Origin of the sequence: Clostridium carboxidivorans P7 (assembly GCF_001038625.1) — a bacterium.
Lineage (GTDB): Bacteria > Bacillota > Clostridia > Clostridiales > Clostridiaceae > Clostridium_AM > Clostridium_AM carboxidivorans.
The window spans coordinates 655,479-670,751 of the sequence record NZ_CP011803.1; the positions used below are offsets into that span (position 1 = coordinate 655,479).

Annotated in this window: 11 protein-coding genes; 8 read left to right on the forward strand and 3 right to left on the reverse strand. The window is 32.0% G+C overall.

What is annotated here, in order from left to right; translation table 11 throughout:
* The first annotated feature begins 25 nt into the window (after positions 1-25).
* Both thiW and thiM read left to right on the forward strand, forming a co-directional pair.
* Positions 26-595 carry an energy coupling factor transporter S component ThiW gene (thiW, locus tag Ccar_RS02855; RefSeq protein WP_048029864.1) on the forward strand — a complete coding sequence of 190 codons (570 nt, stop codon included), beginning with the start codon at positions 26-28 and terminating at the stop codon, positions 593-595.
* On the forward strand, positions 573-1,370 hold the full coding sequence (gene thiM / locus Ccar_RS02860) for a hydroxyethylthiazole kinase (RefSeq protein WP_035774122.1): 798 nt from the start codon (positions 573-575) through the stop codon (positions 1,368-1,370). The genes thiW and thiM overlap by 23 nt, the downstream gene beginning before the upstream one ends.
* A gap of 144 nt (positions 1,371-1,514) precedes the next feature.
* On the opposite strand, the gene Ccar_RS02865 is transcribed toward thiM, so the two are convergent.
* Both Ccar_RS02865 and Ccar_RS02870 read right to left on the reverse strand, forming a co-directional pair.
* Positions 1,515-1,892, reverse strand: a complete 378-nt coding sequence (locus Ccar_RS02865; RefSeq protein ID WP_007058975.1) for a PH domain-containing protein — start codon at positions 1,890-1,892, stop codon at positions 1,515-1,517.
* Between the two features lie 96 nt (positions 1,893-1,988).
* The gene (locus tag Ccar_RS02870) at positions 1,989-3,029 is read right to left on the reverse strand and encodes a M42 family metallopeptidase (protein ID WP_007058974.1); all 1,041 of its coding nucleotides are present in this window, start codon (positions 3,027-3,029) and stop codon (positions 1,989-1,991) included.
* Between the two features lie 365 nt (positions 3,030-3,394).
* On the opposite strand from Ccar_RS02870, the gene Ccar_RS02875 reads away from it, so the two are divergent.
* Together Ccar_RS02875 and uvsE are read left to right on the forward strand one after the other, a co-directional pair.
* Positions 3,395-4,543 carry a methyl-accepting chemotaxis protein gene (locus Ccar_RS02875; protein WP_007058973.1) on the forward strand — a complete coding sequence of 383 codons (1,149 nt, stop codon included), beginning with the start codon at positions 3,395-3,397 and terminating at the stop codon, positions 4,541-4,543.
* Positions 4,544-4,599: 56 nt separating this feature from the next.
* Complete coding sequence (gene uvsE, locus Ccar_RS02880; protein WP_007058972.1) at positions 4,600-5,856, forward strand: UV DNA damage repair endonuclease UvsE; 1,257 nt, start codon at positions 4,600-4,602, stop codon at positions 5,854-5,856.
* Positions 5,857-5,932: 76 nt separating this feature from the next.
* On the opposite strand, the gene Ccar_RS02885 is transcribed toward uvsE, so the two are convergent.
* The gene (locus Ccar_RS02885) at positions 5,933-7,213 is read right to left on the reverse strand and encodes an FAD-dependent oxidoreductase (protein WP_007058971.1); all 1,281 of its coding nucleotides are present in this window, start codon (positions 7,211-7,213) and stop codon (positions 5,933-5,935) included.
* A 128-nt stretch (positions 7,214-7,341) separates the two neighbouring features.
* Between Ccar_RS02885 and Ccar_RS02890 the strand changes: the two genes are divergently transcribed.
* The 4 genes from Ccar_RS02890 (at position 7,342) to Ccar_RS02905 (ending at position 15,177) form a co-directional block, all read left to right on the forward strand.
* The gene (locus tag Ccar_RS02890) at positions 7,342-8,235 is read left to right on the forward strand and encodes a LysR family transcriptional regulator (RefSeq protein WP_007058970.1); all 894 of its coding nucleotides are present in this window, start codon (positions 7,342-7,344) and stop codon (positions 8,233-8,235) included.
* A gap of 176 nt (positions 8,236-8,411) precedes the next feature.
* Entirely contained in the window at positions 8,412-10,877 is a 2,466-nt protein-coding gene (locus Ccar_RS02895; protein ID WP_007058969.1) for a LuxR C-terminal-related transcriptional regulator, read from the forward strand.
* Between the two features lie 230 nt (positions 10,878-11,107).
* Complete coding sequence (locus tag Ccar_RS02900) at positions 11,108-11,362, forward strand: DUF2442 domain-containing protein (RefSeq protein WP_007058968.1); 255 nt, start codon at positions 11,108-11,110, stop codon at positions 11,360-11,362.
* A 185-nt stretch (positions 11,363-11,547) separates the two neighbouring features.
* On the forward strand, positions 11,548-15,177 hold the full coding sequence (locus Ccar_RS02905) for an Ig-like domain repeat protein (RefSeq protein ID WP_007058967.1): 3,630 nt from the start codon (positions 11,548-11,550) through the stop codon (positions 15,175-15,177).
* Positions 15,178-15,273: the final 96 nt, after the last annotated feature.

Consider the following 15,273-nt stretch of genomic DNA (forward strand, 5'->3'; position numbering starts at 1 on the left):
AATATTATTATGGAGGTATTTTATTATGGAAAGAAACTCAAAATTATTAAAAAAACTTATGCTGGCAATGCTTATAGCAATGGGGGTTGTAATATCACCAATTCTTCGTATAGAAGGAATGTGCCCTATGTCTTCAGTTATAAATATTACATGTGCAGTTGTTCTTGGACCTTGGTATGCACTACTTTGTGCTGTTTGCATTGGAATTATTAGAATGTTCCTTATGGGAATTCCACCTCTAGCTTTAACTGGTGCCGTTTTTGGAGCCTTTTTATCAGGAATTTTATACAGAGCATCTAAGAATACTTTGATTTTTGGAGTTTTAGGTGAGGTTATAGGAACTGGTATTATAGGAGCCATTGTTTCAGCACCTATTATGACATATTTTTGGGGTAAAAAAGGACTTTCATTGATGTTTTATGTTCCTTTATTCTTTACTGCTACAATTATAGGAGGAGCAATTGCCTTTATCTTCTTGGGGGCATTAAGTAAGAATGGGATGCTCATAAAGATTCAAAAGAGCTTGGGGGTAAAAGTTTATGACAAATCAACAGAGGTTAATAGAGAGGTTATTGCAAATAAAACACAGTGTTAAAGTTAATAAACCTCTTATTCACTGTATTACAAATCCAATTTCAATAAATGATTGTGCAAATGTAGTACTTGCTGTTGGAGCAAAACCTATTATGGCCGAACATCCTTTAGAGGTTTCAGAAATTACTTCTGTTTCTAAAGCATTGGGAGTTAATCTTGGAAATATAACAGATGCTCGAATGGAATCCATGATGATTTCAGGTAAAACAGCTTTTGAAAAGAAAATTCCTGAAATAATTGATCTTGTAGGTGTGGGCTGTAGTAATTTAAGATTAAACTATGCAAAAAAATTTATTTCAGAGTGTCATCCAAGTGTTATTAAGGGTAATATGTCTGAAATAAAGGCAATTTGTGATATAAAGAGTAATGCAAAGGGAATAGATGTAGGTGAAGGCGATGAAATAACAGCTAAAAGCTTTGATGAAAATATAAAAATAATTAAGGAATTATCACTTAAAACTGGTGCTGTTATTGCAGCTACAGGGGTAATAGATATAGTAGTAAATGGTGAGGATGCTTATTTAATAGAAAATGGCTGCGAAATGCTTTCAATGGTAACAGGTACAGGCTGTATGGTTACTGCCCTTATAGCAAGTTATATTTCCTCATTAGATATATTAGGTGGTACTATTTTAGCAGTGGCACTTATGGGAATATGTGGGGAACTGTCACAGCATGTTAGTGGGATAGGAAGCTTTAGAACTGAAATTATAAATAATATATTTACAATTTCTGATGATACTATTGTAGAAAAAATAAAATGTAATTTGAAATAATATAAAGATCATAAAAAATTTCATATAAATATATTAATCATGAAAAAATAAGACAGAAAGGCTTAAACGTACTTCTGTCTTATTTTTCTTAAGTTATAAGCTTATTTAAATAGAGTTTTAACTTTGTTATATATTGCAATATAATTATTTTAGTACATATTCAGCTAAAACGCTTTGAAGCTCATATATATTCAAGCTTTTGTTAAATTGTTTTTCTATAGGAGCTGGTGTTCCTGATATCCATATTTTTAACTCTGCATCTAAATCAAAATGTCCTGATGTTTCAATGCTAAAATGAGTGATGCTTTTATATGGAATTGAGTGATATTCTACTTTTTTTCCAGTTACACCTTGTCTGTCTACTAGTATAAGTCTTTTGTTTGTAAAAATAAACATATCACGAATTAATTTATACGCTTTTTCAATGTTCTCTGAAGATGACAATATGTTATTAAGCTCTTTTTCAACCTCTTGTATGTTTACTTCTGATGCATTTCCCATTAGGCCATCAAATAATCCCATTTATATAACCTCCAAACATTATATTTAAGTCTATATAATGTTATCATAAATAGCTTAAAACTCAAAGAAATATATTTTTTAGGTAAGATGACAAAATTATTTTTCAGCAATATATTTTATGATGAGATCTACTGTAGCTAATAATGCATCCACATGAGTTCTTTCATAAGCATGAGATGCAAAAACACCTGGACCTATAAGTGCTGCTCTAACATCCCAACCAGCAGATAGTGCTGCAGAAGCATCTGAACCATAATGAGGATATATATCAATCTTATATGGAATATTATTTTCCTTACATGTATTTACTAATTTTTTTCTGAGATCATAATCATAAGGACCAGAGGAATCTTTAGCACAAATACATACAGTATATTCTGAAGAGTTTTGTTCACATCCAGGAGCCCCCATGTCAACAGCTATAAATTCTTTAGTGTTTTCAGGTAAAGCTGCACTGGAGCCATGCCCAACTTCTTCATAATTACTTATATAAAAATTAGTTGTATAAGGAAGCTTTAGGTTGTTTTCGTGAAGATATTTAATGACATACATGAGAACTGATGCACTAGCTTTATCATCCAGATATCTGCTTTTAATAAATTCTTTTTCAGTGATGGTGGTTCTTGTATCTATGCATATATAATCTCCCACATCGATACCAAGAGCTTCTACGTCACTTTTAGAGAATACCTTTTCATCCAATATTACTTCCATATTTTCAGGAGTCCTTTTAAGATTACGAGCATCATCACCACTTATATGAACAGATGGCTTTGTTGTTTGAATAGTACCAGAATAACTTGCATCATCTAAAGTTTTTATAGTGCAATTTTCACCTTCCAAAGTTGACATCATATAACCACCAACAGGTACAAAAGAAAGAGCACCATTTGCTTTTATACCTTTAACCATTGCACCTAATGTATCAATATGTGAAGTAAAAGTTCTTTGATAATCATTATTTGCTCCGGAAAAAGATATAACAAGAGCACCTTTATTTGTAGTTTTATAAGGTATGTTCAGCTTAGTGAGTTCTCCTTTAAGATACTGCATTACTGAATTAGTATATCCTGTTGGACTTGGTATGGAAAGAATAGTTTTTAATTCATTTAGAATAGCATTTTTATCATAGTTCATAATTTAATCCTCCAAAGTATAAGTATATTTTATGTAACTGTTTTCGTATTTATTCTATGATTATAGCTAATATAAGTCAATATAAGTATGTAAAGTAATGACAAAACAAAAATGGTTAATTATCCATTTGGAATTTGATTTAGTATTATACAAAATGAGTATAATATGTAGCAAATCTTGAGATGTATTTTCAAAAACTTAATATGTTTATAATGGTATAAAAAAACTAATATTGACAATATACATGGAAGAACTTACTATATAAATAGTAAGTTTTGTTGAAATGTGTAGTAAAATGGAATTTATTATTAATATTAGTAATATAAAAATAAATTTTAAATTAAATTATAGGGAGGACACAAATTATGATTTCTGAAAATGGAGTAGAGTACATAAAAGCTATGTGTGAAACTCAGGCGAATATGATACCAGGAGGTGTTATTTATTTAATTAGTGATGGAAATACATATACCTGGAGAAAAGCATCTAATGAATTTGATTTGAATATTTTTCAAGTTGGTGAAAAAGTAAATTCTAAAGGCGTTACTAGTAAGGCTATGAGGGAGAATAGAGTTAGTATAGAAACTGTTCCAAGATCCTTATATGGAGTTAGATTGAAAATTGTGGCAGAACCAATAGTTAATGAACAAGGACAAGCTGTTGGAGTATTTTCTACAGTATTCCCAATAACTAATCCTGTATTAAAATCATTTAATGATTTTGCACCAGTTTTAGCTGAAATGTTTCCAGACGGAGCTGTAGCATTTGCCACAGATTTATATAAATATGCTTGTATTCAAAATTCAAAAAAATTCCAAATTCCTACAATAAAAATGGGGGAAAGCTTTAAAGAAGATACTGCTTGTGCTGAAGTAATAAGAACTAAAAAGCCAGTTTTATTAAAAGCTGATGCTAGTAAATATGGTGTACCAGTTTTGATAATCTGCCATCCATTATTCAATGAAGATAGAAGTGAAGTTGTTGCAACTTTTGGTTTAATCGTTCCTAAGATTGTAGCCGAAAATTTGATAGGAATAGCTGGAAATTTGGAAAATAGTCTTGAAGAAATATCTTCTACCATTGAACAATTGGCATCATCAGCAACGGAAATACATAGCAATGAACAGAAACTTAATAATAGCATAAATGAAATAACTGGTTTATCAGTACAAATAAATGAAGTATCTTCATTTATAAGGGAAATATCTGATCAAACTAAAATGCTTGGATTAAATGCTTCTATAGAAGCAGCAAGAGCAGGTGAAGTGGGGCAAGGTTTTGGAGTTGTAGCTCAACAAATTAGAAAATTATCTGAAGAATCTAAAGGTACAGTTCCTAAAATAAAAAAATTAACTGATGAAATTAATTTTAAGGTAGCTGAATCTAGTGAGAAGAGCCATAATTCTTTATCTTCAGTTCAAGAACAAGCTGCAGCTGCCGAAGAGATAACGGCAAGTATAGAAGAAATAACTGCTATGGCAGAAGAATTAAATAAAATTGCTAACAAACTTTAAAAATATTTTATATTTTTAAAAGTTGAGCATATTATAAATGAAAGGGTGTGAATAGGATGAGTATAGGATATGCATGTTTGACAATAGGGGTTTCAGATGCCAATTTAAAAAGTTGTATTGCTAAAAATTTATCCAATGAGAAGTTATTGGATATAATAGAGCATAATTTAAAATCCCTTAAAAATATCATTTATTATAACATCAAAAATAATATACACCTTTTTAGAATCAGTTCTGATTTAATTCCTTTTGGCTCAAGTTCTTTAAATAAGCTGCACTGGTGGGAGATATTTTCTGAAGAATTTTTTGAAATTGGTGAAGAAATTAGAAAGAATAATATTAGGATATCAATGCATCCTGGACAATATACTGTACTTAATTCACTAAAGGAGGATGTAGTAAATAGAGCAATTGAGGATTTGAATTATCACACTAGGGTTTTAGATAGCCTTGGAGTTAGTGAAGAAAACAAAATAGTGCTTCATATTGGTGGAATTTATAATGATAAAGAGCAGGCAATAAATAGATTTATGAATAACTATGAAGCTTTGGAAGATAGGGTAAAACAAAGGCTTGTTATTGAAAATGATGATAAATCTTATAATATAAATGATGTGCTCAAAATAGGAACTAAATTAAATGTACCAGTTATTTTTGATAATCTGCATAACGAAATCAATCCACATGTTGAAGAAAAAAGCGATTTGTATTGGATAGATGAATGTAAGAATACATGGAAAAAGAAGGATGGATATCAAAAAATCCATTACTCACAGCAGGATATTTTAAAGAAAACAGGCTCACATTCAAGTACTATAGCAGTAGACAGATTTATTGATTTTTACGAAAGCTTAGGAAGAGAAGATATAGATATAATGCTTGAAGTCAAGGATAAAAATCTTTCAGCAGTAAAATGTATAAATTGTGTAACTAAGGATAAAAGGATTAGCAAACTTGAAGAAGAATGGAGTAAGTATAAGTATACCATTTTGGAAAATTCACCTAGAATTTATTTAGAAATAAGGAATTTGCTTAAAAATAAAAAACAGTATCCTGTTGTACAATTCTATAATTATATAGATGAAGCTATGAAAGAAGAAGTTACCATTGGAAATGCAGAAAATGCAGCACTTCATGTATGGGGATATTTTAAAAATATAGTAGACACTAAAGAAAAAGAAAGCTTTCTTAAAAGCATGGATAACTATAAAAAGGGTAAAGTATCTATTAATGTGATTAAAAATAAGTTATTGAAGATGACAGTTAAACATAATGAAAAATATCTTAAGAATTCATATTATTTCATACTTTGAGGTTGTTGGCAAAGAAAATTAATTAAAGGGAACATAAATAGGATTGCAAGTTAAAGCCTATTTATGCTCCTTTAAATTATATAAGTGCATTTTGTTTAATTAATTCACGCCTTACTTCATCAGAAGATGCTGAATTTGTATTACTGTAAATTGCAGCTGCAGCTCCTGCAGCATGTCCTGTAGCCATTGCTGTTCCAGTAACCCTAATTGATACAAAAGTTAAAGTGTCACAATCAATAGTTCGTCCAGCTGCCCAGAGGTTATTGATGTTCTTAACTTTTATGCAGCCAAGGGGAATATCATAATATGAATAGTTATACACTGGATATAAATCATTTGGCATACCTGGTTTGTTATGTGCCTCACTCATCCAAGCAGCACGAGCAATGGAATCTTTATAATGTCTTCCTTCTTTTAAGTCTAAAGCTGTAAGTTTGTATTCACAAATAATGTGTCTTGTTTCACGTATACCGATTTTAGGTCCTGTTTGAATTATATAACACTTCTCACCTCCAGGAAGAAATCTGCGTAAAGCTTCAACATAGGACCATGCTTGTTCACGTGCAGATATTTCACCACGAGTCAAGCTTAAAGCATCAACTCCATTTATATTTTCATCTGCAACATTTAAAAGCACATCAGGTGAAAAAGGTAGTTGGAAGTTATCTCCAATTTCTTTAGTCAAGTGTTTTATTCCAGCTTTTTTACCTTTAATAACAGCTTCTTTTATTTTTTCAGGGCTTATATCAACTTCTGAAGGTATTCCACCTATACGAATCATAAGTGTTGAGGCTTGAAAATTACCATAAGCATCCCCCATAACATAACTTCCTCCAGCCATTGCAGTAAGATTTGCATCACCACTAGCGTCTACAAAAGCAGAACCTGTTATTGTAAATTTACATCTGTCATCTATACAAGTTATAGATTCAATATGTCCATTAATTTTATTTGCTTCTATTACTTGAGCATGCAGCAGCACATCTACTTTTGCATCACTTAATACTTTATCTAGTGCATATTTAAATGATTCAGGTTCAATCATAACAACAACAGGGCTATTAGGTTTATCATCACATCGTATAGGTTTATCATATCTTCCTAGTTCTGAAAGTTTGTCTAATATTTTTTGTGCTGATCCTTTAACTGCTTGTTCATAGGGGGTACCCTGAGTAAAAAGCCCACATATTGCAGGAAGTGTACAGTGTGTTAATTGACCTCCAAAATATGGATTCCTTTCAATTAATAATGTATGAGCTCCAGCTTCAGCAGCACCTAATGCAGCAGCTACACCTGCAGTGCCACCTCCAACAACAACCACATCATATTTAAGATTTTGTCTTGATAATTCCAACAAAATTTTTTCCTCCCTTTGACTAAATTTCAATTAGATTATACCTAGTGGAATTATTTACTACAATTCATAATTGTGATAATATTATTTCGTTATAGGAATATATCTATTATTAAAATGGAGGTATTGATGTGAATATTGATACTTTAAAGTATGTATTAGCTCTAGCAGAATATCAGAGTTATTCAAAAGCAGCTGAAGAAATGCATATTTCTCAATCTTCTCTTTCGAAACAAATAAGTAAATTGGAAGGTGAGCTTGGTGTTAAATTGTTTGATAGAACAACTCGTCATATTTGTTTAACTGTTGCAGGCAGTGAATTTTTGCGTCATGCTGCAAAAATTCTAAATGATATTGATGAAGCAGAAAAAGCAATGCAGGAATATTGCATAATACAGCGAGGGGAACTTGTTATAGGTACAATTCCAGTAATATGCTATTTTGGTCTAGCATCACTTATTGTTTCTTTTCAAAAAAAGTATCCTGGAATAAAGTTAAAATTAAAGGAGGCTGAAACTAAATTATTAATTCAGCTTCGTAAAAATTTAAAAATTGATGCTGCCTTTGTTACATTCACAGATGATACTGAATTGAATAGCACATTTGAACTTTTCCCCATTATTACTGATCATATAGTTTTGGTAACACCACAATTTCATCCTTTAGCTGCATATAAATCTGTGGATTTTAAAGATATTGCTAATGAAAAATTTGTTTCTATGACTAATAATTCACTTGCAACTGAGATATTTATTAATGCTTGCAAAAAAGCAGGGTTTACCCCTGATATCGTATATGAAAGTGATCATATTGATATGATTGTGGGATTTGTATCTGGTGGATTAGGTGTATCCTTGTTAACATCACAAATTGCTAAGAAGTTTACCAAAGGAAACAACATTAAAATAGTAAATTTAAATGAAAAAATTAATATTACAATAGCTTTGGCTATACCAAAAGAAAATAATTTAACACCTGGCATAAGAACTTTTAAAAAATATACCTTAGAATGGTTTAAAAAATGATAAAAAGAATTTAAATTTAAGCTTGATAAAGCAACATTGTTTGTTCAAGCTTTTATTAATAATATACGATAATATGGTTAATTATAAATATATTGGTTAAAAAGTAGAATTTTAAATAATGATATTGAAAGTTATATAAATGCTAAATAAACATTCAAATTAGGAAGGGTGTTATTTTGGAAAGTAGTAAAATATTAAAAAGAGAACGGATAAATCGTATTTTATCAAAAGTATATGAGTATCCTCTTACAATTATTGAAGCTCCAATGGGGTTTGGTAAAACTACAGCAGTTAAAGAGTTTCTTCAGTCTGAAAAAAATCTGTATATTTGGATTACATTTTTAAATTCTTCACAATCTCTTAATTACATCTGGAATCAGTTTTCGGAAGAAATAAGTAAATTAGATGCAAAGTCAGGAAAATCTCTAAAAAGCCTTGGATTCCCAGTAGACGTGCCTCAGAGTGAAAAAGTTTTGTCTGTATTAAATAATATTGATTATAAGGAAAAAACAGTTTTTGTTATAGATGATTATCAACTTTGTCCAAATCCTAAAATGAATAATTTCATTACTAAAATTGTGAAGGAGAAAATAGATAACTTTTATATAATTATTATTACCAGAGATACTACAAAAATTAATTTATCTGAATTCCTTTTTAAAGATATGTGTCAGATAATATCCCAACAGCAATTGAGGTTTACAAAAGAAGAGCTAAGGGAATATTGCTTGATGATGAAGAATAATATACCTGATGATGACCTAATAAAAATTAATGAATATACAGATGGATGGATATCCTTAGCCTATATGATACTTTTAGGCTTGGAAAAAGGTATACCTGTAGGTATGAATAGTACTATTGATGATTTGGTAGAAAATACATTATTCAATATATATGGAGAAAACATTCAGAATTTTTTGTTGAAACTTTCTGTAATGGATAACTTTACAATTAACCAAGCTTTTTATATTACTCAGGAAGAAAAAACAGATGAAATTTTAAAAAAGCTTCGCAAGGAAAATGCCTTTGTTTTTTACGATGAAGCTTCAAAAATATATAAAATACATAATGTACTGCTGGATTTTCTTAGGATAAAGTTTAGCTTTAAAGCTAAGGAACTTAAAGAAGTGTATAGACGTCTTGCTGAGTGGTATATGGAGAAAAGAAGATTTCAAACTGCTTTTGGTTATTTATATAGAGCAGGGGATGAAGAAAGAATCCTTTTAGAACTTAATAAGCCTGAGAATGCATATAATGAATCTTTGTTCGAAGGATATTTAGATATGTTCAGTAAAATTTCTGAAGAGCTGATTTATAAATACCCTGTAGCATATTTGAGGTATATGCTGTGTTATATTGTAGCTGGACAGGATATAGAAACGTGTATGCAGAACTTAGAAAGGCTTCAGTTATTTTATGAAAAGGCTGATAATATAGAAGTTGAATATAGGGATAGAATTCTTGCTGAAATATTAATTATTAAAAAATTTGCAGTATTTAATGATTTGGAGAAAATGTGCATTATTAGTGATAAAGCTAGAAGTCTTTTAAAAGGAAAGCAATCCTATATATTGCTTAGAGAAAATGAATTTACTTTTGGATCTCCTCATTTGCTATACATTTATTTTAGGAAAGAGCAAACATTAAAAAGAGTTTTACAGGTTGTTGTGGAAAGAATGCCATTACATGCAAAATTGGCAGATGGTAATGGAACAGGCTGTGAATATTTAGGGCTTGCAGAATATGCACTGGAAACAGGTGATTTTGAAGCTGCTGAGATAAATAGCTTTAAGGCCATTTACAAGGCCAAAACTAAAACACAGACAGGCATTATAATAAATGCTTATTTTAATCTCATGAGGCTTTATATATTTCAGGGAAAGATAGGAGAAGCTATCCAAAAATTAAATAAACTTCAAGAGAAAATCGATAAGCTAAATCATTCTATATATAATACTACTATAGATTTATGCAGAGGATATATTTATGCCTGCATAGGGCAGAGGAAAAAGATTCCATACTGGCTGCAGATAGGGGATATGACTGCTGAAGATTTTGTTTATCAAGGCATGGCTTTCAGTTATATAGTTTATGGTAAGGCAGTAATGCTGTCTAAAAATTATATTAAGCTTGAAATGCTTGCTGAAAGCTTTGTTGAGCCTTTTTCTATATTCAATAATGAATTCGGTTTTATACACAATTCTATTTTTGATGCAGTAGCAAAATATAATCTCTATGGCATGGAAGAAGGTGTAGCAGTACTTGAAAAGGCGTTACTTAAAGCTCAATCAGATAATATTGTAATGCCCTTTGTAGAAAATGCATCTCATATTATGAGTATGCTGGAAGTAATATTAAATAGAAACTTGAAAAACAAGTATATAAAGCGAGTTATTGATTTAAGTAAACAGTACAATGAAAACATACTAAGCAGTAATGAAGAAAAGGTAAAATTATCACAAAGGGAGATAGAAATTCTTACACTTACTGTAAAAGGACTAAAAAGAAGTGAAATAGCAGCTAAACTCAACATATCTGAAGGTACAGTAAAAACACACTTACAAAATATTTACAAAAAACTTCAGGTTAGTGGGAAGTTTGAAGCTATAAAAATTGCACAGATGTATGGAATAGTTTAAGGTATCCGAAAGAAAAAATCAAAAAATACTCCGTTTGGCGTATATTAAAATAAAAAATTCTCTATTACAATTAAAATTGTATGGAGAATTTTTTTATTTAAAAAGATATTCTAAAGCTTTGATTTGGCCATAGTCGTTTAAGCAGAGATATGCAAAATTTGTGATTTTGATATGGCTGCTCATCTTACGTAAGGAAAGAGAGTTTCATTTGTTAAGGGGGGAGGAATTAAATGAGAATACTAAAGGTTACACCAAATGATGATTACTCAATTCTAATAGAATTTGAAGGCGGCGATAATATTTTGTTTAATATGCAGAGGCTGGTAAACACAATACGTTACTCAAGTTTAAAGGATATTGAACGGTTCAAAAATATAAGAATTGAGGATAAAACAATTTTTTGGCAGGAGGTGGATAGTTCGAAAGAAAATATGATGCCTATAATGCTTACTTTGGATAATATTTTGTTTGCACTGAGGGATTAGAATAAAGGAGTTTTGTTTGAATTTGATAAAAAACTTTTATACTTTTAAGTGTAGGGATTTTTTATGTGGATTTAGAAAGGGAAGAATATAACTTGAAAGGAATGATGGAATTTTTGGACAAGGAATATAAAATTGTTAGCATAATTAAAAATATAGAAAAATTTTTATAAGGGGGACAGAATAAATTGGAAAAATGTTTAAAAAATGTAGTAAGGATAATTACTATTTTGTTTATTTTAACTACATTAAATTGGAAACCGGGTGTAATTATCAGTAAAGTTTATGCAGCAGCATCGCAGGGACCAACAGATATAAGTTTAATCAATGCATCCATTGAAGATAAGGCTTCAATTAATGATATTATAGGAGCGTTAAGTGCTACAGATACTGATTCCACAACTTTTACCTATTCATTTGTAGCAGGAAATGGAACAAATTATGCAGATAATGAAAAATTTACAATAAGTGGAACTACTTTGAGAATTAAAGAAGTACCAGACTATTCTGTAAAAAAAAGCTATTCAATATGTATAAGAGTAACAGATGGTCATGGACTAACTTATGATAAAGCATTTACTATAAGTGTGGTTAGGAGAACAGCAAACTTTGATAAGTATGCAAATTCATCGGACTATAAAGATATTCAGGTGAATATGGGCGTATCTGGTGATATGCTAAGCAATATCACAAATGAAAGTTTAGTCCTTAATCCAGTAAGCCAGTACACAGTATCAGAAGATAAGCAAATTATAACAATAAAGAAGGAATATTTGTTAGGATTAAGTAATGGGGTAGCAAGCTTAACCTTCAATTTTAGTGGGAGTATACAAAAGACTTTAGACATAATAATAGATGATACAACACCAGCAGCAGTAACTAGTTCACCTAACCCGTCCATTTATGGACAGTCAATAACCTTTACTGCCACTGTTCCAGGTGGAGCTACAGGAATAGTTACTTTTAAAGATGGAACTGTGACACTAGGAACAGGAACGATAAGTGGTGGAACAGCTACCTTTTCAACATCTGCTTTGACAGGTGGGGCTCATACTATCACAGCAGTTTATGGTGGTGATGCTAATTATAGTGGAAGCATTAGCAGTGCATTTACACAAGTAGTTAATACAGCAGCAAGCACAACTACGTTAGGCAGTTCAGCTAATCCGTCCTTTTATGGACAGTCAGTAACCTTTACTGCCACTGTTCCAGGTGGAGCCACAGGAACAGTAACATTTAAAGATGGAAGTACAACATTAGGGACAGGAACGTTAAGCAGTGGGACAGCTACCTTTTCAATCTCTGCGTTGGCAGTAGGCTCCCATTCTATAACTGCAGTTTATGGTGGTGATGCTAATTATAATGGAAGCACTAGCAGTGCACTTACACAAGTAGTTAATAACACAGTAAAACCAGCAAAAACATTAACTTCAGACACAATATATAATGATGTAGATCATTATATAGATATAATCTTTGGAGCAGATTCAGATTTTGAAGGAAAAATAACAGGAGTAAGTTTTAATGGAAATGCACTTGAAGCAAGTCAGTATGGTGTTTCAAGTGGAAAGGTAACCTTAAAACCATCAGCAGCAACAACAGATTCATCAAAGCAAAGCTATTTAAGAACACCTGCAGCAGGAAATGTAGTAATAACAGCAACAGGTTACGATGATTCAATAGTATTGCAGACAATCAATGCAGGAGAAGTGGCAAGCCTTGTGGTTAGCAGACAGCCAGCAGCTGGAATCACAAGTGGAGATGAATTTGCAACACAGCCAATAGTGACTTTAAAGGATCAATATGATAATACTTGCTCAACAGGAGTGTCAAGCACAGTAAACGTAGTAGCAAGTGCAAAATCAGGAACAGGAACATGGACAATAGGAGGAACAGCAACGAAGGCAGCACTAGCAGGTACAGCAACTTTTACAGATTTAACATGCAGCCTTACAGCAGCAGGAAATGGAGCAATTCACTTTGCTAGTGGAACACCTGCAGTGGACAGTAATACCTTTACAATACCTGCAGCAACTGTACCAGGGTCACCAACAGGAGTAAGTGCAACAGCAGGAGATGGCCAAGCCACAGTAAGCTTTACAGGACCAGCATCCGATGGGGGAAGTGGAATAACAGTCTATACAGTAACATCAAATCCAGGAAATATTACAGGAACAGGATCAGCAAGTCCAATAACAGTGAGCGGATTAAGCAATGGAACAGCATATACTTTTACAGTAACGGCAACCAATGGAGTGGGGGCAGGAGCGGCTTCAAGTGCATCTAGTAGTGTAACACCAACAGCACCAGCACCGTTGCAAACAGCAGCACCAGTAATAACAGGGACTCCAACAGCTGGAGATACAAGTATAAGTGGAACAGCAGAAGCAGGATCAAGTGTAATACTCAGTGTAGGAGGAGTTGCAAAACCAGCAGTAACAGCAGTAGGAGGAATTTGGACAGTTAGTGGATTGACATTAACAGCAGGGCAAAGTATATCAGTAACAGCACAAGCAAGTGGAAAAACAATAAGTAGTGCAGCGACAGCAACAGTAGCACCACCAACATATACTCTTACTTATACAGCAGGACCATATGGAACAATATCAGGGATAAGTCCGCAGAATGTAGCTAGGGGTAAAGAAGGATCAACAATAACAGCAGTACCAAATCCAGGATGTCACTTTGTAAACTGGAGTGATAGTGTGTCTACAGCTGCAAGAATAGATAGAAAGGTTCAAAATGATATAACTGTGACGGCTTACTTTGCCATAGATCCACCACCATATATACCACCAACTCCACAGCCTACAACTGAAACTAGACAAGTTCCTGTAGTAGTTGGTAATGGAAATCAACAAAGTACTGCAGTGCAGACAACTATAACAAGAACTACAGATACGCAAGGGGTAAAAACAGATACTGTAAAATTTGATGAAAACACAGCAGCAGAAGCTGTAAAGAAGGCTTCAGAAGCAAAAAGTACAAAGGCAGCTATAGACATTTCAAATACATCAGGAAAGAGTGCAGATAAAACAGAATTTCAACTTCCAGCAGTTTCAATGGGTGAACTTGCAAAACAAAATATGTCTCTAAGTCTAAAAACAGAAAAAGCAGCCTTAGAGATACCAGCAGTGACAATAAAGAAATTAGGTGAACAGGATGCAGGGGTAAAGATAAGTGAGGAAAAAGATGGAAGCAAAATTGAAAATAATAAAGCACTTGTATTAAAATTAGCTTCAGGTGCACAGATAGTTGCAGCACCACTTAATATAGAAGCTAATATTACAGGAAGAGTAAAGATAACTATTCCTATAGATTCATCGAAGATTCCAACTTCAAAGGAGGAGTTAGACAAGTTCCTTTCTTCCTTAGCGGTTATGGTTCATCACAGTGATGGAGAAGATGTGGTGGATAAAGGAACTATTATATATGATGAAAAAGGTAATGTAGTAGGTATTTCTATATATGTGAATAAATTTAGCAGCTTTACTTTAATAGAAATACCAAAGGACTATTTTAATGGTAAAACCACTGTTATGCCAGATAAGGTAGATGAAAACAAAGAATGGCATCTCAAGTTTACAAAGGCAGCAGATCCATCTACAGTAACATCAGATAATATATATGTAACTGATTTAAAGGGAAACAAAGTAGATGTAAAGGTAAGCTGTGATTCAGATAATATAATTAAGGTATCACCTGTAAATCCATATAAATCAGGAGAAACTTATTATATTTACATCACCAAGAAGGTTACTTCAAAGTATAAGGAACCACTAACAGAAGCTTTAAGATATGAGTTTACTGTAAAATAAATATTTTTAAAGGTTGCAAAAATAGAATACTATAAAAATGTAATAAATAAAAACTGGCCTTTTGGACAAGGACATTTTGTAAAAAATCTCTATACT

Coding starts and splice junctions, on each gene's coding strand:
- Ccar_RS02875 (WP_007058973.1), top strand. CDS start 3,395: ATGATTTCTGAAAATGGAGTAGAGTACATAAAAGCTATGTGTGAAACT.
- thiW (WP_048029864.1), top strand. CDS start 26: ATGGAAAGAAACTCAAAATTATTAAAAAAACTTATGCTGGCAATGCTT.
- uvsE (WP_007058972.1), top strand. CDS start 4,600: ATGAGTATAGGATATGCATGTTTGACAATAGGGGTTTCAGATGCCAAT.
- Ccar_RS02865 (WP_007058975.1), bottom strand. CDS start 1,892: ATGGGATTATTTGATGGCCTAATGGGAAATGCATCAGAAGTAAACATA.
- Ccar_RS02870 (WP_007058974.1), bottom strand. CDS start 3,029: ATGAACTATGATAAAAATGCTATTCTAAATGAATTAAAAACTATTCTT.
- Ccar_RS02900 (WP_007058968.1), top strand. CDS start 11,108: ATGAGAATACTAAAGGTTACACCAAATGATGATTACTCAATTCTAATA.